This is a genomic window from Tessaracoccus caeni (assembly GCF_029211185.1).
Lineage (GTDB): Bacteria > Actinomycetota > Actinomycetes > Propionibacteriales > Propionibacteriaceae > Arachnia > Arachnia caeni.
This window is the reverse complement of sequence record NZ_JARGDO010000009.1, coordinates 40,197-59,102: the sequence shown is the minus strand read 5'-3', so window position 1 is coordinate 59,102 and position 18,906 is coordinate 40,197. Positions and strand designations below refer to the sequence as shown.

20 protein-coding genes are annotated in these 18,906 nt (G+C 67.7%); 8 read left to right on the top strand and 12 right to left on the bottom strand.

Annotation, left to right across the window (positions count from 1 at the left end):
* The first annotated feature begins 2 nt into the window (after positions 1–2).
* A complete protein-coding gene (fni, locus tag P0D62_RS09640) occupies positions 3–1,118 on the top strand; it encodes a type 2 isopentenyl-diphosphate Delta-isomerase (protein ID WP_275702422.1) in 1,116 nt (371 codons plus the stop codon).
* Positions 1,119–1,141: 23 nt separating this feature from the next.
* Here fni and P0D62_RS09635 read toward each other — a convergent pair whose 3' ends face one another.
* From P0D62_RS09635 to P0D62_RS09625, 3 genes are all read right to left on the bottom strand, one after another.
* A complete protein-coding gene (locus P0D62_RS09635) occupies positions 1,142–2,041 on the bottom strand; it encodes a siderophore-interacting protein (RefSeq protein ID WP_275702421.1) in 900 nt (299 codons plus the stop codon).
* A 106-nt stretch (positions 2,042–2,147) separates the two neighbouring features.
* Positions 2,148–3,569, bottom strand: a complete 1,422-nt coding sequence (locus P0D62_RS09630) for an FtsX-like permease family protein (protein WP_275702420.1) — start codon at positions 3,567–3,569, stop codon at positions 2,148–2,150.
* A gap of 8 nt (positions 3,570–3,577) precedes the next feature.
* Entirely contained in the window at positions 3,578–4,315 is a 738-nt protein-coding gene (locus P0D62_RS09625) for an ABC transporter ATP-binding protein (RefSeq protein ID WP_275702419.1), read from the bottom strand.
* A 108-nt stretch (positions 4,316–4,423) separates the two neighbouring features.
* Here P0D62_RS09625 and P0D62_RS09620 point away from each other — a divergent pair, with 108 nt between their 5' ends.
* From P0D62_RS09620 to P0D62_RS09605, 4 genes are read left to right on the top strand one after another with little or no spacing between them, the layout of a single operon-like run.
* Positions 4,424–5,137 (top strand): sensor histidine kinase, encoded by a 714-nt coding sequence (locus P0D62_RS09620; protein WP_275702418.1) that lies wholly within the window; start codon positions 4,424–4,426, stop codon positions 5,135–5,137.
* The gene (locus P0D62_RS09615; protein WP_275702417.1) at positions 5,134–5,808 is read left to right on the top strand and encodes a response regulator transcription factor; all 675 of its coding nucleotides are present in this window, start codon (positions 5,134–5,136) and stop codon (positions 5,806–5,808) included. The genes P0D62_RS09620 and P0D62_RS09615 overlap by 4 nt, the downstream gene beginning before the upstream one ends.
* Before the next feature lie 15 nt (positions 5,809–5,823).
* On the top strand, positions 5,824–7,188 hold the full coding sequence (locus tag P0D62_RS09610) for a TrkH family potassium uptake protein (protein ID WP_275702416.1): 1,365 nt from the start codon (positions 5,824–5,826) through the stop codon (positions 7,186–7,188).
* A 10-nt stretch (positions 7,189–7,198) separates the two neighbouring features.
* Positions 7,199–7,882: a potassium channel family protein gene (locus P0D62_RS09605; protein ID WP_275702415.1), complete on the top strand. Its 684-nt coding sequence runs from the start codon at positions 7,199–7,201 to the stop codon at positions 7,880–7,882.
* On the opposite strand, the gene P0D62_RS09600 is transcribed toward P0D62_RS09605, so the two are convergent.
* Together P0D62_RS09600 and P0D62_RS09595 are read right to left on the bottom strand one after the other, a co-directional pair.
* Positions 7,866–8,921 carry an alpha/beta fold hydrolase gene (locus P0D62_RS09600; protein ID WP_275702414.1) on the bottom strand — a complete coding sequence of 352 codons (1,056 nt, stop codon included), beginning with the start codon at positions 8,919–8,921 and terminating at the stop codon, positions 7,866–7,868. The two genes, P0D62_RS09605 and P0D62_RS09600, sit on opposite strands and share 17 nt — an antisense overlap.
* A 253-nt stretch (positions 8,922–9,174) precedes the next feature.
* A complete protein-coding gene (locus P0D62_RS09595) occupies positions 9,175–9,567 on the bottom strand; it encodes a winged helix-turn-helix transcriptional regulator (RefSeq protein ID WP_275702413.1) in 393 nt (130 codons plus the stop codon).
* A gap of 64 nt (positions 9,568–9,631) precedes the next feature.
* Here P0D62_RS09595 and P0D62_RS09590 point away from each other — a divergent pair, with 64 nt between their 5' ends.
* A complete protein-coding gene (locus tag P0D62_RS09590; RefSeq protein ID WP_275702412.1) occupies positions 9,632–10,336 on the top strand; it encodes an NADPH-dependent F420 reductase in 705 nt (234 codons plus the stop codon).
* A gap of 232 nt (positions 10,337–10,568) precedes the next feature.
* On the opposite strand, the gene P0D62_RS09585 is transcribed toward P0D62_RS09590, so the two are convergent.
* The 7 genes from P0D62_RS09585 to P0D62_RS09555 form a co-directional block, all read right to left on the bottom strand.
* Positions 10,569–11,342, bottom strand: coding sequence for an ABC transporter permease (locus tag P0D62_RS09585; protein ID WP_275702411.1), 774 nt, complete (start codon positions 11,340–11,342; stop codon positions 10,569–10,571).
* On the bottom strand, positions 11,339–12,124 hold the full coding sequence (locus tag P0D62_RS09580) for an ABC transporter ATP-binding protein (protein ID WP_275702410.1): 786 nt from the start codon (positions 12,122–12,124) through the stop codon (positions 11,339–11,341). The genes P0D62_RS09585 and P0D62_RS09580 overlap by 4 nt, the downstream gene beginning before the upstream one ends.
* Positions 12,121–12,489, bottom strand: coding sequence for a DUF1048 domain-containing protein (locus tag P0D62_RS09575; RefSeq protein ID WP_275702409.1), 369 nt, complete (start codon positions 12,487–12,489; stop codon positions 12,121–12,123). The genes P0D62_RS09580 and P0D62_RS09575 overlap by 4 nt, the downstream gene beginning before the upstream one ends.
* On the bottom strand, positions 12,486–12,821 hold the full coding sequence (locus tag P0D62_RS09570; protein WP_275702408.1) for a PadR family transcriptional regulator: 336 nt from the start codon (positions 12,819–12,821) through the stop codon (positions 12,486–12,488). Before P0D62_RS09570 ends, P0D62_RS09575 begins: the two co-directional genes overlap by 4 nt.
* 72 nt (positions 12,822–12,893) lie before the next feature.
* Positions 12,894–14,561: an ABC transporter permease gene (locus P0D62_RS09565; RefSeq protein WP_275702407.1), complete on the bottom strand. Its 1,668-nt coding sequence runs from the start codon at positions 14,559–14,561 to the stop codon at positions 12,894–12,896.
* Positions 14,558–15,517 (bottom strand): ABC transporter ATP-binding protein, encoded by a 960-nt coding sequence (locus P0D62_RS09560; protein ID WP_275702406.1) that lies wholly within the window; start codon positions 15,515–15,517, stop codon positions 14,558–14,560. Before P0D62_RS09560 ends, P0D62_RS09565 begins: the two co-directional genes overlap by 4 nt.
* A gap of 35 nt (positions 15,518–15,552) precedes the next feature.
* Positions 15,553–16,224: a TetR/AcrR family transcriptional regulator gene (locus tag P0D62_RS09555; RefSeq protein ID WP_275702405.1), complete on the bottom strand. Its 672-nt coding sequence runs from the start codon at positions 16,222–16,224 to the stop codon at positions 15,553–15,555.
* Between the two features lie 184 nt (positions 16,225–16,408).
* On the opposite strand from P0D62_RS09555, the gene P0D62_RS09550 reads away from it, so the two are divergent.
* Entirely contained in the window at positions 16,409–16,831 is a 423-nt protein-coding gene (locus P0D62_RS09550) for a DUF3592 domain-containing protein (RefSeq protein ID WP_275702404.1), read from the top strand.
* 83 nt (positions 16,832–16,914) lie between these two features.
* Positions 16,915–18,891 (top strand): APC family permease, encoded by a 1,977-nt coding sequence (locus tag P0D62_RS09545; protein WP_319946999.1) that lies wholly within the window; start codon positions 16,915–16,917, stop codon positions 18,889–18,891.
* Positions 18,892–18,906 lie beyond the last annotated feature (15 nt).

The window sequence follows — 18,906 nt, the reverse complement described above, 5'->3', positions numbered from 1 at the left end:
CGATGAGCAACGGCGACAGCAACCGCAAGGACGAGCACGTCCGGATCGCCGAAGAACTGCGTGGTGAAAGGCGCGGTGGCTTCGACGACGTGCGATTCATGCACCACTCTTTCAGCGAACTCTTCCGCGACGCCGTCGACATCGGCACCACCGTCACCGGGCGCGCCTGGCCGGCACCGTTCTACATCAACGCGATGACGGGCGGCAGCGAGAAGACCGGCAGGATCAACGCCGATCTGGCGCGAGCCGCAGCCGCGACCGGCGTAGCCATGGCCAGCGGATCGGTCAGCGTCGCGCTCCGCAGTCCCGAACTGGCGCCCACCTTCCGGGTGATCAGAGAGAACGCGCCTGAGGCTTTCCTCTTCGCGAACGTCGGCGCCGGGGTCACCGTCGAGCAGGCGCGCCAGGCGGTGGGGCTGCTGGACGCCGACGCACTGCAGATTCACGTGAACCCGGCCCAGGAGCTGGTGATGCCCGAGGGCGAGCGCGACTTCCGCGGCTGGCTCGACCGGATCGAGGAGATCGTCGACGGCGTCGACGTGCCGGTCGTCGTCAAAGAAGTGGGGTTCGGGCTCTCCGCGAGGAGCATCGCCCAGGTGGTCGCGCGGGGCGTGCGCACCGTCGACGTGAGCGGACGCGGCGGAACCGATTTCGCTGCCATCGAGAACCGCCGGCGCGCCGGTCGCGAGTACGGCTACCTCGCCGGCTGGGGGCAGACCACCGTCGAATGCCTGCTCGAAGCTCTGCCGTTCTCCTCCGCGCTCTCGGCCCAGCCGTCCGCGCGGCAGCCCGTGGAGGTGCTCGCCTCGGGCGGGGTGCGCACGCCGCTGGACGTGGTGCGGGCGCTGGCTCTCGGCACGCGGGCGGTCGGCGTCAGCGGGCACTTCCTGCACGTCCTTCTCGAGGAGGGCGTGGATGCGCTGATCGGCGAGCTGACCTCCTGGATCGACCAGATCCGCACGCTGCTGACCCTGATGGGCGCCGCCGACGTGCCCGCCCTCTGCAGCACGGATCTGCTGATCACCGGAGCCTCGGCGGAGTTCGCGCGGCTTCGCGGCATCGACGTGCGCAGGCTCGCGCGCCGCAGCGACGACTCCCCCGGTCTCGACCAGACCTAGTGGCGCGTCGCACCGGAGTGCCCTCAGAGGCCGCGCGCCTCCAGGATGGCCTCGTACTCGTCGGCGATCTCCTCGGAGTCGCGGTTGGTGTCGGCCCACATCGCACTCAGCCGCGCGCGTAGCTCCTCAGGCAGCGCCTCGTAGCGCTCCATCCACTGCTCGGCCTTTTCGGTCCAGTACCCGACCACCTTGTAGGCGGCCGCGGGCAGGCCTAGTTCGTGGCGCAGGTAACGGCGCACGGCGCGGGTCACCCTGGCCTCACCCGCCACCCACACGTAGCCCGGGGCCCGGGGGAACTCGCTGGCGCGCACGACGTCGACCAGCCGGCTGGCACCGTGGCCGTTGCCGCCGTGCACCCAGGTCAGCTCGACGCCGTCGGGCACGGTGACGGGCAGTTCGTCATCTGGTCCGGCCACTTCGAGGACGACGCGCGTGCGAACGCCCGCCGGCGCCTGCTCGATCAGGCGCAGCGCGGCCGGCAGCCCCGTCGCGTCGGCGACGAGCAGCTGCCAGTCGATGTTCTCGGGCGCCGCGTAGAGGGCGCGCGGGGTGTTCACCCCGACGACATGGCCCGGCCGAGCGCCGATCGCCCATCGCGCCGCGACGCCGCCGTCGTGCACCACGAAGTCGATGGTCAGCCGGCGAGCCGCCTCGTCCCACGCCCGCACCGTGTAGGTGCGCACGGTGGTGCTGGTGACGCCGTCGGGGAACCGCCAGTAGCCGTCGTCGGTAGGCTCGGGAAGTACCGGCTCGTCATAGCCCTCGGTTGGTAGGAAGAGCCGCAGATACTCGTCGCCGACGCCCGATGAGACGAAACCCTCGAGTCCCTGGCCGGCGAAGACCACCCGGACCAGTCCGTCGGTCAACGGTCGGACCTCCGCGACCTCCGCGCGATGAACCCGGTTGACGGCTGTTCGCCCCACAGCATTCCTCCTCTTTTGCCCCAAGAATAATGTCACTGATTCGTGCGGAAAAAGAAGGCGTCCGCCGACGATGAGGTCGACGGACGCCCGAGGCAATACATAAGCGCTAGTCGTTGGCCCTCCGGTGCTCCGAGAGCACCCGGCGCTGCAGCGGGCTGCAGGCGGCCAGCGCGAGCATGGCGAGCAGGATGCCGATCGCCATCACGACCCCCATCGCGAGGATGCCGTCGGAGGACTGCCGCCCCATGCTCGTCGCCATGTTGTACATCGGGATGGCCAGCAGCGCGCCGAGGCCCGCGCCGATGACCACCGCGATGATCACCGGGCCGAGGGTCTCCAGCCACATCACCTGGGTGGTGTAGGTGGCCGGGGCGCCCATCTTGTCCATGGCGACCGTCTGTTCGGCGCGTTCGAACACTGCGGACGCCTGCGTGATGAAGATCGAGATCGACGTCAGGACGAAGCCCACCGCGAGCGTGATGATGACGCCCTTGGTGAAGTCCCAGGTCAGCGCGTCGAAGACGTCCTGCGAGGCCCCGGTCCCGAGGCTCATCGGGGTGAGCGCGACGAAGCCACCGATGAAGCACAGCAGGCTGATGCCGCCGGCACGCTTCCAGGTGGTCTTCGCGTTGGCCTGGATGCGTCGCGCCGCCCACATGATCGACGGATTCGACGAGTGGGCGAAGAGCTTAGCCACCTGCTGCAACAGCCACGGCGCGACCAGATTGAGTCCTTGCACCACCACGACGATCACGCCGATCATCACCAGCCATGCGATCATCCCGCTGTTCAGCGGCACCAGCGTGTTGATCACGAAGAACAGGGCGACCAGCCCGAGGAACACCCACAGCCGCCAGATCCGCAGGGCCGGCGGCACGGAGCGGCGGGAGACGCCGAGCGGCGAGATGCGCACCTGCTGGAGTCCCCAGGCCGTCGACGCCAGCCCGATCAGAATGGTGCCGGCGAGCACCGCCAGGATCATCCACCACGGCAGCATCATCTCGGAGGCGTCGATGGCCTTGCCTTGCATCACCAGCGCACGCCAGGCGGGCAGGCTCACGAGGTAGATGACCAGGCCGCCCAGGCTGCCGATCACCGCCTGGAGGACGGTGTCCACCAGGGACATCCGGGTCACGTCGCCCGACGACAGGCCGAGCAGCCGCAGCGCGGCGAGGCGTCGTTCGCGGCCTCGGGCACCCAGCACCGCCGCCGCGGCGGCGAGGGAGATCATGGACGGCACCACCAGGGCGCAAGCCAGCAGCGCGAGGATCAGGTAGGACAACGACAGCATCACGCCGTCTGGGCCGATGGATTCCAGCAACGGGTTGAGCGCCGGATCCTGGTAGCGGTTGTAGAACATCCAGGTGCCGCCGGCGACGGTCAGGGCCAGCGCGGACGTGACCAGGTAGGCGACCGTGGCGGAGAGATAGAGCGTCGAGTCGCCCTGGCGGGCGGCGAAGCGGGCCTTGGTGAGGGTCAGCGTCAGCCCGCCCAGCCCCGTCACGCGGGCCGGCGCCGGGCGCGTCATGGTCTGGCTCATCGCTGCTCACCCGCCAGGGATGCGGTCGGCGCCTGCCGGTCGAGGCGACGGTCGCTGTGCACCAGCCCGTCGCGGATCTCGACGAGCCGGGAGCACCAGCGAGCGACGTTGATGTCGTGGGTGACCAGGACGAGGCTGGCACCGGCCAGCCGCACCGTCGTGGTGAGCAACTGCATCACCTCGTGGCCGGTGGCCTGGTCGAGAGCGCCGCTGGGCTCGTCCGCGAACACCACGCTCGGCTTGCCCGCCAGCGCCCGCGCGATGGCGACGCGCTGCGCCTGGCCGCCGGACATGTCACCGGGGCGGCGGTTGCGAAGGTCACCGATGCCGAGCTGGCTGAGTCGCTCGTCGGCGGTGCGCATGGCGGAGCCGCGGGAGGTGCCCGTCAGCAGCAGTGGCAGCGCCACATTCTCCCGGGCTGAGAGTTCGGGGATCAGCTGGCCGTCCTGGAAGACAAACCCGAAGCGCTGGAGACGCAGGTGCGAGCGCTGCTTGTCGCGCAGCCCCGAGAGCTCCTGGCCGTCGAAGAAGACCGTGCCATCGGTGGGTGTGAGCACGCCGGAGAGGCAATGCAGCAAGGTGGACTTGCCTGAGCCCGACGGGCCCATGATCGCCACGGACTCCCCGGGAGCGATCGACAGCGAGACGCCGGCGAGGGCCTGGACCGGGCCGAAGCTGAGCGCGATGTCGTAGGTGGTGAGTCCGTGCTGGTTGTTCATGGGTGGATGTGTCATGGCTCCATTCCATTCGACGCGGGCCCTCTCCCCCACAGCCCCAAGACGACTTCCAGGGTAGAGCCAGCACTACCCTTTTCCGTCCGGCTGCGCCGGTAGGCTGGCTACGTGGTGTTCGGACGGCGGAGGCGAGAGGCCAGCAACGAGGCGAGGGCCACCCGTACGATCGCAGAGCTCACCGCGTCGCGCCGCGCGATCGTGGATGCCTACGAGGTGGAGCGCCGACGCATCGAGCGCGACCTCCACGACGGTGCCCAGCAGTATCTGGTGGCGGCGGCGATGAAGGTGGGCGAGGCATCGCTCAGCCCGTCGGTCGCCGCGGACCCGCAGCTCAAGGCTCTGCTGGACGACGCCTCGTCGGCGATCACGAAAGGGCTGGAGGCGCTGCGCGCCACCGTTCGGGGCATCCACCCGCAGATCCTGAGCGAACAGGGGCTCGAGGCAGCGCTGCACGATGTGGCGCAGGGCTCCCCCTCGGAGGTACGGATCGTCTGCCCCAACCCGCTCCCCCGGTTGCCTGAGGGAGTGCTCGCCGCCGCGTACTTCTTCGCCTGCGAGGCGCTTGCCAACGCGGCGAAACACGCCCCCGGCGCCACCGTCACGGTGCTGCTGGCCGCTGACAAAGACCTGCGCGCGTCCGTGATGGACGACGGGCCGGGCGGAGCACGGCTGCTCTCCGGGCATGGCCTCGCGGGCATGCGCGAACGGCTCGCAGCCTTCGGCGGGGTGCTCTCCGTGTCCAGCCCGGCCGGCGGCCCCACCCAGGTGGCCGCGCTCATCCCGTTGCTGCTGAACCGAGGCGAGCCGGGGGTCACACTATGACGGGGGCGGCTACCGTCGTGATCGCCGACGACTCCGCGCTGCTGCGCGAGGGGCTGGCCGGGTTGCTGCAGCGCCAGGGGTTCGAGATCGTCGCCCAGGAATCCCGCGCCGACGCTCTGCTCCAGACGATGACGCGGCTGGCCGCCGACGGACGGCTCCCCGATGCCCTGATCACCGACGCCCGGATGCCACCGACGATGACCAGCGACGGCCTGCAGGTGGCGCTCGACCTGAAGGCGCAGCATCCGGAGCTCTCGGTGCTGGTGCTCAGCCAGTACGTCGCGTCCGGCTATGCGCAGCAGCTCTTCGGGCTACCGCCTGGCACAGGCGGCTCGGGCTATCTGCTGAAGGACCGGATCGCCCAGGTGGCCGACTTCATCTCGTCGCTGCGCGTGGTGATCGCCGGCGGCGTCGTGATCGACCCCGAGGTGGCCCGGGCCATGATGCACGCCAACCGCTCGGGCCTCGGCGAACTCACGCCCCGCGAGGCCGAGGTGCTGGAGCTGATGGCCCGAGGACTCTCCAACTCGCAGATCGCCGAGCAGCTGTTCCTCTCCGGTGCCGCGGTGGCCAAGCACGTCTCGAACATCTTCGCCAAGCTGGGCCTCGACCCCAGCGAGGAGAACCGCAGGGTCCGAGCAATCCTGACCTTCCTCGCCGAATCACCTTAGGTTTATGCTGACGCGGTGCCGTTACTCCGCAAGGTAGGTCCGGCAGACCCTTCTCCGACGGGCCTGCGTCCCGTTCAGGTGATCGTCCTGGGCTTCTTCGCCGCGGGCGCGATCGGCACCGGGTTGTTGATGCTCCCCGCGGCCCGGGTGGGTCCGGGCGGAGCCGGCTTCCTCGATGCGCTGTTCACCGCCACATCGGCGTTGTGCGTCACCGGCCTCGTGGTGGTGGATACCCCCACTTACTGGACGGGCTTGGGCCAGGCCGTCATCCTTTCCCTGATCCAGGTCGGCGGGCTCGGCGTGATGACTTTTGCATCCGTCGTTGGTTTCGCGGTTCTGGGCAGACTGTCACTGCGTTCTCGCCTGGTCACCGCCGCTGAGGTGAAGAGTTCAGGGCTGAGCGGGGTCAGTTCCCTCGCCAAAGGGGTCGTGCTGTGGTCGTTGACGATCGAAGCCATCGTCGCAGTCGCGCTCACCGCCTGGTTCTGGCTCGCTTACGAGCAAGACCTGTTGGAGGCGCTCTGGCTCGGTGGTTTCCACGCCATCTCCGCGTTCAACAACGCAGGGTTCAGTCTGCATAGCGACAGCCTGATGCGCTACGTCGCCGACCCTGTGGTCTGCCTCGTGATCGCCGCCGCGATCATCCTGGGGGGCCTCGGCTTCCCGGTGCTCATGCAGTTGCGACGCCACCTGAAGGAGCCCAGGCTCTGGTCGATGCACACCCGGCTGGTTGTGGCCGGCACAGCCGTGCTGCTGGTCGTCGGAACCGTGTTCATCACCATCCTCGAATGGAACAACCCCAAGACCCTCGGTGCGCTGGGATGGCCGGCGAAGCTGCTTGCAGGGTTCTTCCAATCGGTGCAAACACGCACGGCCGGCTTCAACAGCATCGACATCGCCGGGATGAACGAGGCGTCGTGGCTCGGTATGGATGCCCTGATGTTCATCGGCGGCGGTCCGGCGGGCACTGCGGGGGGCATCAAGATCACCACCTTCGCAGTCTTGCTCTTCATCATCATCGCGGAACTACGGGGCGACGCGGCCGTCAACGTCTTCGGCAAGCGCCTTGCCCGCAGCGTGCACCGACAGGCCATCGCGGTGGCGTTGCTGGCCGTCGCGCTGGTGGTCGCGTGCACCTGGATCCTGATGCTGCTCACCGACCATGCGCTCGATGCCCTGCTGTTCGAGGTGGTCTCCGCGTTCGGCACCGTCGGGCTGTCCACCGGGATCACCGCCGACCTGCCGCCCGCGGCTCAGGCCGTGCTGATTCCGCTCATGTTCATCGGGCGCCTGGGGCCTATCACCTTCGCTTCCGCGCTGGCGCTGCGCCCTCGACGTCTGCTCTACGAACTTCCCAGAGAAAGGCCGATCATTGGCTAGAAGATTACGGTTGTTCGGTGGGATCGATCCCACCGAGGTCGCGGCGGCGAACGCCGTGGCGGTGATCGGGCTGGGCCGATTCGGGTCCGCCCTCGCGCTCGAGCTGATGGACAACGGCACCGAGGTGCTCGGCATCGACCCCAACGAAGAGGTCGTCCAGGCTCACAATGCCCGCCTGACCCACGTGGTCAAGGCCGACGCCACCAAGGAGGAGGTGCTCCGCCAGCTCACCGTGCATGAGTTCGATCGCGTCGTGGTGGCGATCGGCAGCCATCTGGAGGCGAGCATCCTCACCACGTCGTTGCTGCTTCGCTTCGGCATCCCGCATATCTGGGTGAAGGCCGACAGCGCTGCGCATGGCGCGATCCTCGATCAACTCGGTGTGCCCCACGTGGTCTACGCCGAGCATGAGATGGGGCGACGCGTGGCCCATCTGGTGCGCGGCCGGATGCAGGACTACATCGAGATCGACGACGACTTCGCGCTGGTCAAGACCAATCCTCCGCGCAGCATCGTCGGCATCTCCCTGGGCAAGACCAGTCTGCGCCACGAACACGGCGTCACGATCGTCGCGGTGAAGCCACTGGCCCTGCCGTGGACCTACGCCACGGCGGAGACCATCCTGACTTCGGATGACCTGATCCTCGTCGCCGGTCCCGCAGCACGGGCTGAAGCCTTCAGTCAGCTCCGCTGATCTGATCGAGCTCCACCGTGCCGCTGTCAAGGTGTGACACGACAGCGTCCATGACCGCCACCATGTCGGGGTACGGGAACTGGTGCCCCACCCCCTCCAACCAGAGGGTCTGCGCACCAGGGATCAGTTCTGCGAGCGCGTGAGCATGCTCGACGGGAAGCAAGGCATCGGCTGTGCCGTGCACAATCAACGCCGGCACCCGAAGCTCGCGCAAGGCCTCATATCTCGACCTCGTCACGGTCACCGCGGCCTGATGCTGCATCAGTGCGCGGAGGTTCACTCCGCGCCGGTACCGCAGGTCGTAGAGCACCAGTTCCGCCATCTCCTCGACATCCAGATCCTCGTATCCCTTGGCGCCCATCATCTTTGCGACGCGCTCCTTGACGAGGTTGGCTTCACCGCCGAGAAGGCGATAGCGCAACACGGGCAGCACGGCGAGGCCAGTACGCACCAGGTCCCCGGTCCGGGGGCCGGGAAGGCTGGTGTCGGTGGGGTCGGCCGCGGTGGACAACAACGTCAGAGAAGCCACGCGCGCCGGATGAGCGATGGCGATCTCCTGGGCGACGAAGCCACCGAGCGACAGTCCCAGCACGTGTGCCTTGTCCACCATCGCGGCGTCGAGGACCGCGACGGCATCTTCCGCCATGTCCAGCAACGAGTAGGGCTGCGCGCGGCTCCAGTCGGGCATCCAATCCGAGGCCCCTGTGCCCCGCTGGTCATATCTGATCACGCGATATCCCGCGCGAGTGAACCGGCGGATGAAGCTCGGCGGCCAGAACAGCGAGTCCCCGCCCATCCCGATGTTGAACAGCACCGTGCCCTTCTCCGGCCCGTCGGAGGGAATGATCTCGTACCAGATCCGAACGCCGCTCGACTCGGCGTAACCGACCTCGCCGGAGACGACATGCGTCACATCGCGGCACGACACCCGCTGGATGATCGCGTCCGTGTCGGGTGGCAGCTTCGGCCCGCCCCGCAGGAACCACACCGCCAGGCCCGAAAGCCCGGCCAGCACCCCCAGGGCCGCGTACATCTTCATGGGTCAATCATCTCAACGGTCGAGCTGAAGCCGTGCCCAAGCCACGCAGGAAAGCCAGCCGAAGATCAGCGGAACCAACAGAGCAAGAGCGAGCTGAATCCAGCTGACTCGGACCATTACTGAGGTGAATTCCGTCATCCGTTGCCTCTGCCCAGCGTTAGCGAGGTTGTGAACGTCGCTATGCCGACGTTCACAACCGCACTCCCCCCGGATCGCCGAGCAACTGAACGAGTTCGACCTCGTCAATCTCGCATCAGGCCCCGGGCCGGGACGCTTCATCTGCGGAGCGCTGATGGGCGACGATACCGGGGAGCTGGCGATAGATGGCCTCGATGAGATCGCAGACCCGCTCGGCGATGGGGCGGCCGAGGTCGGTGAGGGCATATTCGACGTGCGGCGGAATCGTGGAGCGCTCGGTGCGGGAGACCAGTCCGTCGGCTTCGAGTCGCTGAAGCGTCTGCGAGAGCATCCGGTCCCCGATGCCGGTGACCGCACGGCGAACCTCGGCAAACCGGAGGGGCCTGTCCACCAAGGAGGCGAGCACGAGTGATCCCCATCTCCCCGTGGCGTGTTCGAGCACGGCCCGCGACGTGCAGCCGGGATCGAAGACGTTCATCTCTCGCGCGAGATCTGTTGCCTTCGTCATGGGCTGATACTATCAATCTCACTGTGCTTCTTATTCGGAAGCACTATCTATATGGGAGGTAGAGATGAGTGATGCACCAATCGGCATCATCGGAAGCGGGAACATCGGCGCAGGTGTGGCGCGGCTCGCCGTGACCGCGGGGCTGACGGTGGTCCTGGCCAACTCGCGCGGACCGGAGTCGCTGAGCGACCTGGTCACGGAGCTCGGAGACGCCGCATCGGCGGACACGGTCGAGGGCGCGATCGCCCAGGCCGATCTGGTGGTGCTGGCCCTGCCCTTCGGGGCATACGACCAGCTCCCGGCGGCCGCCCTGGCAGGCAAGACGGTGTTGGACGCGACGAACTACTACCCGGACCGCGATGGGCATATCGCCGCGCTCGACGAGGGCACCATCACCTCGAGCGAACTGCTGGCCTCTGCGTTCCCGGACGCTGCGGTGATCAAGGGCATGAACAACGTCGACTTCCTCCGGCTCACCCAGCTCCCCATGGCCGCCGGCGCCGCAGACCGCACCGCGCTGCCGATCGCCGGGGACGACGCCGACGCGAAGGCCCGGGTGGCGGCGTTCCTGGACGCGGTCGGATTCGACGCGCTCGACCTCGGAGCGCTCGCCGAGGGGCGACGTTCCCAGCCGGGCACACCCATCTACGTAACGCCCTACTACCGCCCGGCGGAGCCGCCCGTGGAGGACCCGATGCAGGCCTTCGTCACGGCAACCCCGGTGCCGGTCCCGCTGGGACGAGCGCAAGAGCTGGCTGCGTCCGCTTAGAGGGCCTGCGGAAAGGTGGCACCTGTCCATGGAGTCTCTTAGGCCCCGGCAGGCTGAGTCCGTCAGCTCGGGACCCCTACCTAGGTTGATTCCGTCACCGGTTGGGCCTGTCCCGCGGTAGCCAGGTTATGAACGTCAGCATGCTGACGTTCATAACCTCACAAACCCCGGATCACCGAGAAACTGAACGAAAATGACCTCGTTAGCCTCAATCTTCGCGCGAACGACTGCTTCAACTGACCTTGCGGCGGTAGATCGCCGTGGCCGCGACGAACGCGACCGCGAGGATGCCGACACACCAGGCCAGCGCCACCCAGATATCGCCCCCCACAGGCTGTCCGTCGAGCAGGCTCCGGATGGTGTCCACGATGGCGGTCACCGGCTGGTTCTCGGCGAACCAGCGCAGCGGGCCGGGCATCGACTCGGTGGGCACGAAGGCCGAGCTGAGGAACGGAAGGAAGATCAGCGGGTAGGAGAACGCGCTGGCGCCGTCTACCGACTTGGCGGTCAGGCCCGGGATCACGGCGATCCAGGTGAGCGCCAAGGTGACGAGCACCAGGATGCCAACCACCGCCAACCAGGCGAGCGGCCCGGCACTGGAGCGGAAGCCCATCAGCAGCGCCACGCCGACCACCACGACGAGCGACGCGAGGATCGCGACAAGGGAGGTGAACACGTGCGCCCACAGCACGCTCGACCGGGCGACCGGCATCGAGCGGAAGCGCTCGACGATGCCGCCGCTCATGTCCATGAAGAGCCGGAAGGCGGTGTAGGCGATGCCGGAGGCCACCGTGATCAGCAGGATGCCCGGCAGCAGATAGCTCACATAGGAGCCGCCGCCCACCCCCTGCCCGGTGTCCACCGCGCCACCGAAGACGTAGACGAACAGCAGCATCATGGCGATCGGCATGAGCGCCGTGGTGATGATGGTGTCCGGGCTGCGCAGGATGTGGCGCAGGGACCGGCCGGTGAGCACCGCCGTATCGGCCATGACGTGACTGCTCATGCCACCTCTCCTCGCTTGTCGTGGCCGACGACGGCGAGGAAGACCTCTTCGAGCGTCGGCTGCTTCTCGATGTACTCCACCTTCGCGGGCGGCAGCAGCTTCTTGAGCTCCGCCAGCGTGCCGTCGACGATGATCCGCCCCTCGTGCAGGATCGCGATCCGGTCGGCCAGCTGCTCGGCCTCGTCCAGGTACTGCGTGGTGAGCAGCACCGTCGTTCCGCCCTTCGCGAGCGTGGTGACGGCCTGCCACACCTCGATCCGCGCCTGGGGGTCGAGGCCCGTCGTCGGCTCGTCGAGGAAGACAACAGGCGGGTTCCCGATGAGGCTCATCGCGATGTCGAGGCGGCGCCGCATGCCTCCGGAGTAGGTGGCCACTCGTCGACCACCCGCGTCGGTCAGTGAGAAGCGGGCGAGCAGGTCGTCGGCGATGGCGCCCGGATCCCCGAGGTGCAGGAGCAGTGCGATCATCACCAGGTTCTCCCTGCCGGTCAGCACTTCGTCGACGGCGGCGAACTGGCCGGTGAGGCTGATCGACTCCCGCACCCGTTCGGCCTGGGACACCACGTCGAAGCCGGCCACCTCGCAGCTCCCGGCATCGGCCCGCAGCAGCGTGGCCAGGATCTTGACCGCGGTGGTCTTGCCGGCCCCGTTGGACCCGAGCAGCGCGAAGATGCTGCCCCGCTCCACCTCGAAGTCGACGCCGCGCAGGACGCGCAGCTCCTTGTAGGACTTCTCCAGGCCGCGCACCCGGATCGCCGGACCGGTGGCCGCCGGCGCGGTCATGCGCCCGCCCCGTCCTGCTGCTGTTCGGCCCGCGCGACAGCCTCGGTCAGCCGCTGCCGCTCCTTGTTGATCCAGCCCGCGCCGCCGTAGTTGGCCGCGAAGGCTTCGGCGAAATCGACGGGATCGCTGCCCACCACCTCGCGGACGGGGGTGCCGTCGGCCGAGGCCTGCTCGAACAGATCCGCCAGATCCTCGAAGGCAGTGAGCCAGAGGTCGCCCTCCGTCGCACCGAAATAGAGCAGGTAGCGCTCCAGCGCCTCCGCCGTCTCCCGATAGGGACCGGGGAGGGCCTTGACCCGAACCCGGTAGTCGCGCCAGCGGCGTTTGTTGCCGAAGTCGCCGATGATCTTCTCCAAGAGGTTCACGATCGCCTTTCTCCTTCGTGGAGCTGTTCCAGTCGTTCCACGAGGAAGCTCCACGTCCTCCAGAACTCGTCCAAGTAGTAGCGTCCCTGCGCGTTGAGGGAGTACACCTTGCGCGGCGGACCCTTCTCGGAGGGCACCTTCTCCACGTCGACGAGGCCGCGCTGTTCCACACGCACCAGCAGTGCGTAGACGGTGCCCTCCGCGATATCGGAGAAGCCCTGCGCGCGCAGGCTCGCCGTGATCTCGTAGCCGTAGGCGGGACGGGCGGCAAGGATCGCCAGCACGATGCCCTCGAGCGTGCCCTTCAGCATCTCCGTGATCTGCCTGCCCATCCCTCACCCTTCGGTAGTTAGCGTTATTGACTACCGGTACATAGTAACACCAAGTAGTCAACACGCAAGGCCCTAGACGGAGGTCAGATCCCTTCGTCGGAACAGAGCAAGACCACCCGTGATCATCAGCGCCGTGACCACGATCAGCACGACCATCGCAACGTACGGAACTTCTTCACCCGGATAGCGGCCGATGTGCTCGAACGGCGAGATCCTCATAGCCCACTCAGGAGCCTCCATCAGCGGACCGAAGAAGCCGAGCAGGAACGAGTAGCCGAACAGGACCCACGCGAGGCCCGCCAGGCGCGGGCGCTGCCCGCACAGGAGCACAGCGACTCCGAGAACTGCCCAGATCGCCGGGATCTGGATGAGGTGCCCCGCCATGATCACGCCGAAGAACTCGGCTGAGCCCATGCTCGACGCGGTGCCCACGGCATTGCCGAGGCCCGCCGCAACCTGGAGCACGACGACACCGAGCGCGGTCACTGCCACCCACGAGCCCAGCCAGCGCCCACGTCCCACCGCAGTCGCGAGCACCGGCTCCGCCCTGCCGTCGGCCTCCTCTGTCGCGAATCCCTGAACGGCGAGGATCGCATAGATCACCACCACGAAACCCATGAGGCTGCCCATTAATCCGAGATAGCCGTCCAAGAGGCTGTCCTCACCGCCGAGGATGATGAGCACCTCCTTCGGCGCGTCCCGGAAACCGTCGATGATCGACTGGGTGAAGCCGCCATAGGCGAGCCCACCGGCGAACAGCGATGCCGACCAACCGACGACGCTGGCCAACTGGAGTCGCGCGGCCAGCGCGATGGGCGAGGACAGCCATCCTGCGGCGTACGGCCTCCCCCGACGAGCCGGCACGAGACCCGCACCAACGTCCCTGCGGGTTTGGAGCAGATACCCGAGCCCACCGAAGACGAAGAAGCAGGCCAACGCCAGAAGCAGCGGCCGCCAGTCATCGTCGCCGAAGGGCATCGCCTTCTGAGACCAACCGATGGGGCTCAGCCAGGAGAGCCAGCCCACGCCGCCACCGTGGGAGGCGGAGATGTCGCCGAGCCCCCTCACCAGGAAGCCACCACCGAGGATCGCACCGGCCAGTCCCGAACCGGTGCGCGAGAACTCAGTGAGCTGGACGCAGGTCGCGGTGATCCCGGCGAACGCGAGCCCCACCGCGGCGATGGCGGCTCCGAGCAGGAACGAGCCCGCCGGCTCGAAACCCATCCCCGTGAGCAACAGTCCCACGAGAACCGCGACCAACACGTTCATGGCCGCCGCGACCTTCAGCGCCACAGTCAGCGGCGTGAGGCGTCCGACGACATTCGCACGCACCAGCTCCGCCCTCCCCGTCTGCTCCTCCACTCGCGTATGGCGGCTCACGGTGAGGATGCTCATGATCCCCGCTCCGATGAACAGATAGATGCCATAGGTGCTCGAGAGAAAGATGTCGACGGCCGGCTCGTGATCACCGAACCCCGGCCCGATCAACAGTGCGGCTCCGGGGTTGGCCGTCATCGCCGCAAAGAGCTGCAGGTCCTCCGGCTCGGGAAAGACGATGGACAGCACCGACGCGAAATAGCCGGACATCATGGCGACGCCAAGCGTCCAGGCCCAGAATCGGATTCGGTCGCGCCGCAAGGCGAACAGCAGCAGCGTCCCGAACCCGGCCAGGCCATCGCGAGGCCGCGACTCCAGCGGAGATAGGGGTGCGGCGTGCCGGGCTACCGCCGTCGCGCTCATAGTGCGGCCCTCTTGGCACGGACGCCGTTCACGGAACCGTTGCTCGCGAGTTCGTCGCCGTAGTGGCGAAGCAGGAGTTGCTCCAACGTGGGCGGAGTGGCCGTCAAGCCGAGGACGCCGATCTCGCCCAGATGGCGAACCACCGCGGGCAGGGAAGGGTCATCGACATCGAAGTGGAGGCTGGGGCCCTCGCGCCTCACGTCATGCACACCGGGCAAGGCCGAGAGCATGCCGGCCGGATGCTCAGTGAGCACAGTGAAGCTCGTGCGCGTCAAGTGGCGCATCTCGTGAAGGGTCCCCGACTCGACGACGGCGCCCTTGCGGATGATCGAGATCCGGTCAGCCAGCACCTCGACCTGGGCGAGGATATGGCTCGACAACAGCACCGTCGCCCCCTCATCCACCACCTCGCGGATGCAGGCCTGGAAGACCGTCTCGATCAGCGGATCCAGGCCCGCCGTCGGCTCGTCGAGGAGGTAGAGCTCGACGTCGCTGGCCAGCGCGGCGATGAGCGCCACCTTCTGCCGGTTGCCCTTGGAGTAGGTACGGCCCTTCTTACTGGGATCGAGATCGAAACGCTCGCAGAGCTCGTCGCGTCGCGCCCGATCGCTCTTGCCCCGGAGCCGGCCGAGCAGATCGATCGCCTGCCCCCCGGTGAGGTTGGGCCAGAGTTCGACATCGCCAGGCACGTAGGCGAGACGGCGATGCAAGGCGACCGCGTCGGCCCAGGGATCGCCGCCGAACAGCCGGGCGACGCCACCGTCGGCGCGAAGCAGCCCCAGCAGAATGCGGATGGTGGTGGACTTGCCGGCGCCATTCGGGCCGAGGAAGCCGTGAACTTCCCCGCGCTCGACCTTCAGGTCGAGGCCGTCGAGCGCGGTGACGTCGCCGAAGTGCTTGCGGAGACCGGAGATCTCGATCGTGGGCATGCTCGCGCCCGGGTTTATGGATGACATGGGTGTTCTCTTTCGTTCGATGGAAGGGTCGGTGACTACGAGTGATTCGCGTCTTCCATCGGCGGATCCGAGATGTAGAGCAGGTAGGTGTCGAGCAAGGTGCGGTCGTTGAAGAGTCCGTCCGCATAGAGCTCCATTGCAGGCAGGAAGATCTGCCGCAGCACGCGCTCCCAGAACTCGTCGGACGTGAGCGCCTCGTCACCCTCCGCGTGGTGCAGCGCGAGAAGCAGGTTCCCCATCATCGCCCCGACGAGGAAGCGGGCCCGCAGCTCGTCGTCACCACTCGGCACGAACAACCCCGAGGCGACGCCCTCGCGCAGCGACTCGACCATGTCGCTGGTCATGTGGTCGAGGAGCCTTCGCGCGGACTCCCCGCCTTCCTGGTAGAGACGCAGGAGGTATACGACCAGCGGCCGGAACTCGGGGATCCGGGCGAAGTCCTCGGGCTCGACGCCTGGGCGATCGCGCCGCGCAGAGAACACCGCGAACTTGCCCAGCTTGATCTCCTCGTAGACCTGCTCGTCACACGCGACCCGCAGGCCCTCCTTGGACCCGAAGTGCTTGACGATCGCCGCCGCGCTCACTCCGGCATCCTGGCCGACGGCCCGCAGGCTCGCACCGAAGCCCTCCTGCGCGAAACGCAGGAGCGCTGCATGCCGGATCCTCGCCTTGGTGGAGAGATCCTCGACGCGTATCGGTGAACGCATGTTCATGATAGTAAACCTCCGTTTACCTTTATCACAAGAGGCAGTGGCGTCATCCTGTAACGCCATTCGGAAGACACCGTTCCCACCCGTCGAGATCCTCAGCAGCAGCCCGGGAACCCGTTCACCGGATGGTCATCCAGCATTCACTGATCGTCCGCTTCCGCTGCTTAGGCTCGGCCGCACCATGGCTCACCTTCTGGAAATGCACCCGGCGACCATCATCGGGATGATCGTGGTCTTCGTCGTGGCGGGCACCCTGGTGCTGTTCCTCGTCGTGGGCGTCTCCCAGGCTGGCAAGCCCTTCGAGCAGGAGAAGGACCTGGCGGCCTCGCTCGCCGACAAGGGAGACAGGGCCGAGGCGCGCGTCGTAGCGTGGCGGCGGGTGTCCGGTGGCTCCGAGGACGAGAACGCCCTGAAGCTCACGCTCGCCATCGACGCGGAGGCGATGAGGTGGGAGATCGTCGTACCCGTCCGGGTCGAGAAGGAACTGGTCTCCCGTTTCTCGCCCGGCCACATCGTGCACGTGCTCTACGACCCCACTGATCCATCCCTGGTGGCGGTCGATCGCGAACGGAGTCCCGTCTCCATTCCCCGGCAGGGTCGTTAGCGTTTCGTTAGTTTCGACCCGCTGGCCGTATGGAGTCCGTAAGGATGGCCGCCCCCGGCCGCTGACGGCGGTTCCATGGAGACGTGAGCACGACGATCGCGGAGTCACCCGCCCTGGATGCCGACCCATCTCCCGCGCCACGCACCGGCGGGCTGCGCGGATGGCTCCTCGCGGACACTGAGGTCTCACCCGGGCGCCAGACGGGGCCGCACGGAAAACCCGAGGGGCAACCGCGCTCGCACTGGTTGCGCGTCATGTGTCTGACCGGCGTCGACTACTTCTCGACGCTCGGCTACCAGCCGGCCATCGCGGCGCTTGCCGCCGGCGCGGTGGCACCCATCGCCACGATCCTGCTCGTCGTCGTGACCCTGGTCGGCGCGCTGCCCGTTTACCGCCGCGTTGCCAAGGAGAGCCCGCACGGCGCTGGGTCCATCGCGATGCTGGCGCACCTGCTGCCCGGCTGGCGCGGCAAGCTGCTGGTGCTGGTGCTGCTGGGATTCGCCGCCACCGACTTCATGATCACCATGACGCTGTCGGCCGCCGACGCCACCGCCCATCTGGTCGAGAACCCCTACGCCCCAGAGGGCCTCCGCGGACAGGAGGTGGCGATCACGCTGGCGCTGCTCGCGGCCGTCGGAGCCGTGTTCCTGCGCGGATTCCGCGAGGCGATCCGGCTGGCGACGGTGCTCGTCGCCGCCTTCCTGCTGGTCAACCTGGTGGTGATCGCGGTCGCGCTCGGCCACCTGTTCGAGAACCCCGTCGTGATCGACGACTGGTGGACACTGCTGACCACCCAGCACGGCGATCCGCTGCTCGTGGTCGCCGTCGCTCTGATCGCCTTCCCCAAGCTGGTGCTCGGTCTGTCCGGCTTCGAGACCGGCGTGGCCGTGATGCCGCAGATCCGCGGCGACGCGGGCGACACCGAGTCCCAGCCCAACGGCCGCATCCGCGGCGCGCGGCGACTGCTCACCACCTCGGCCCTGATCATGAGCGCGTTTCTGGTCACGTCGTCGATCACCACGGTGGCGCTGATCCCCGCCGCCGAGTTCGAGGAGGGAGGCGGCGCCAACGGCCGCGCGCTCGCCTATCTGGCGCACGAGTACCTCGGCGAGGGCTTCGGCACGCTCTACGACGTGGTGACCATCACGATCCTGTGGTTCGCCGGCGCGTCGGCCATGGCCGGACTGCTCAACCTGGTCCCCCGCTACCTGCCGCGCTACGGCATGGCCCCGGCCTGGGCGCGCGCCACCCGCCCCTTGGTGCTGGTGTTCACCGTCGTCGCGTTCGTGATCACCATCGTCTTCCAGGCCAGCGTCGACGCGCAGGGCGGCGCCTACGCCACCGGCGTGCTCGTCCTGATCACCTCCGCCGCGTTCGCCGTCACGCTGACCGCCCGACGCGAGGGACAGCGCGGCGCAACGCTCGGCTTCGGCGTCGCCACCGCGGTGTTCCTCTACACCACGATCGCGAACATCGTCGAGCGCCCGGACGGCATCAAGATCGCCGTGGTCTTCATCGTCGGCATCGTCGTGGTCAGCTTCGTCTCGCGCGCCGCACGCTCCACCGAGCTGCGCGCCACCTCCGTTCACCTCGACCCGGTGGCGACGCAGCTCGTCGAGCATGCGACGAGGAGTGCGGTGCGCCTGATCGCCCACGAACCCACCAACGTCTGCGCGAGCCGCTACCGTCAGAAGCTCCACCATGCCCGGCTCGCCCACCGGCTGCCCGACAACGACGTCATCTTCATCGAGATCGTCGTCGCGGACGGGTCCGAGTTCGAGGACGAGCTGCTCGTTCAGGGCGAGCGCCGTCATGGATTCGCGGTGCTGACGGTACGCGGCAGCACGGTGCCCAATGCGATAGCCGCGGTGGCCCTGCACATCCAGCGCACCTTCGGCTGCCCTCCGCACATCTACTTCCGCTGGACCGAAGGCCATCCGCTGCGCAATCTGCTGCGCTTCCTGATCTTCGGCGAGGGCGAGATCGCGCCGATGACGCGGGAGGTGGTGCGCGAGGCGGAGCCCGATCCCACCCTGCGCCCGTGGGTGCATGTTGCCTAGCGGGACGCCACCTAT

Coding starts and splice junctions, on each gene's coding strand:
- fni (WP_275702422.1), top strand. CDS start 3: ATGAGCAACGGCGACAGCAACCGCAAGGACGAGCACGTCCGGATCGCC.
- P0D62_RS09630 (WP_275702420.1), bottom strand. CDS start 3,569: ATGACGCGCCCGGCGCCGGCCCGCGTGACGGGGCTGGGCGGGCTGACG.
- P0D62_RS09625 (WP_275702419.1), bottom strand. CDS start 4,315: ATGACACATCCACCCATGAACAACCAGCACGGACTCACCACCTACGAC.
- P0D62_RS09615 (WP_275702417.1), top strand. CDS start 5,134: ATGACGGGGGCGGCTACCGTCGTGATCGCCGACGACTCCGCGCTGCTG.
- P0D62_RS09600 (WP_275702414.1), bottom strand. CDS start 8,921: ATGAAGATGTACGCGGCCCTGGGGGTGCTGGCCGGGCTTTCGGGCCTG.
- P0D62_RS09595 (WP_275702413.1), bottom strand. CDS start 9,567: ATGACGAAGGCAACAGATCTCGCGCGAGAGATGAACGTCTTCGATCCC.
- P0D62_RS09590 (WP_275702412.1), top strand. CDS start 9,632: ATGAGTGATGCACCAATCGGCATCATCGGAAGCGGGAACATCGGCGCA.
- P0D62_RS09585 (WP_275702411.1), bottom strand. CDS start 11,342: ATGAGCAGTCACGTCATGGCCGATACGGCGGTGCTCACCGGCCGGTCC.
- P0D62_RS09580 (WP_275702410.1), bottom strand. CDS start 12,124: ATGACCGCGCCGGCGGCCACCGGTCCGGCGATCCGGGTGCGCGGCCTG.
- P0D62_RS09570 (WP_275702408.1), bottom strand. CDS start 12,821: ATGGGCAGGCAGATCACGGAGATGCTGAAGGGCACGCTCGAGGGCATC.
- P0D62_RS09565 (WP_275702407.1), bottom strand. CDS start 14,561: ATGAGCGCGACGGCGGTAGCCCGGCACGCCGCACCCCTATCTCCGCTG.
- P0D62_RS09560 (WP_275702406.1), bottom strand. CDS start 15,517: ATGTCATCCATAAACCCGGGCGCGAGCATGCCCACGATCGAGATCTCC.
- P0D62_RS09555 (WP_275702405.1), bottom strand. CDS start 16,224: ATGCGTTCACCGATACGCGTCGAGGATCTCTCCACCAAGGCGAGGATC.
- P0D62_RS09550 (WP_275702404.1), top strand. CDS start 16,409: ATGGCTCACCTTCTGGAAATGCACCCGGCGACCATCATCGGGATGATC.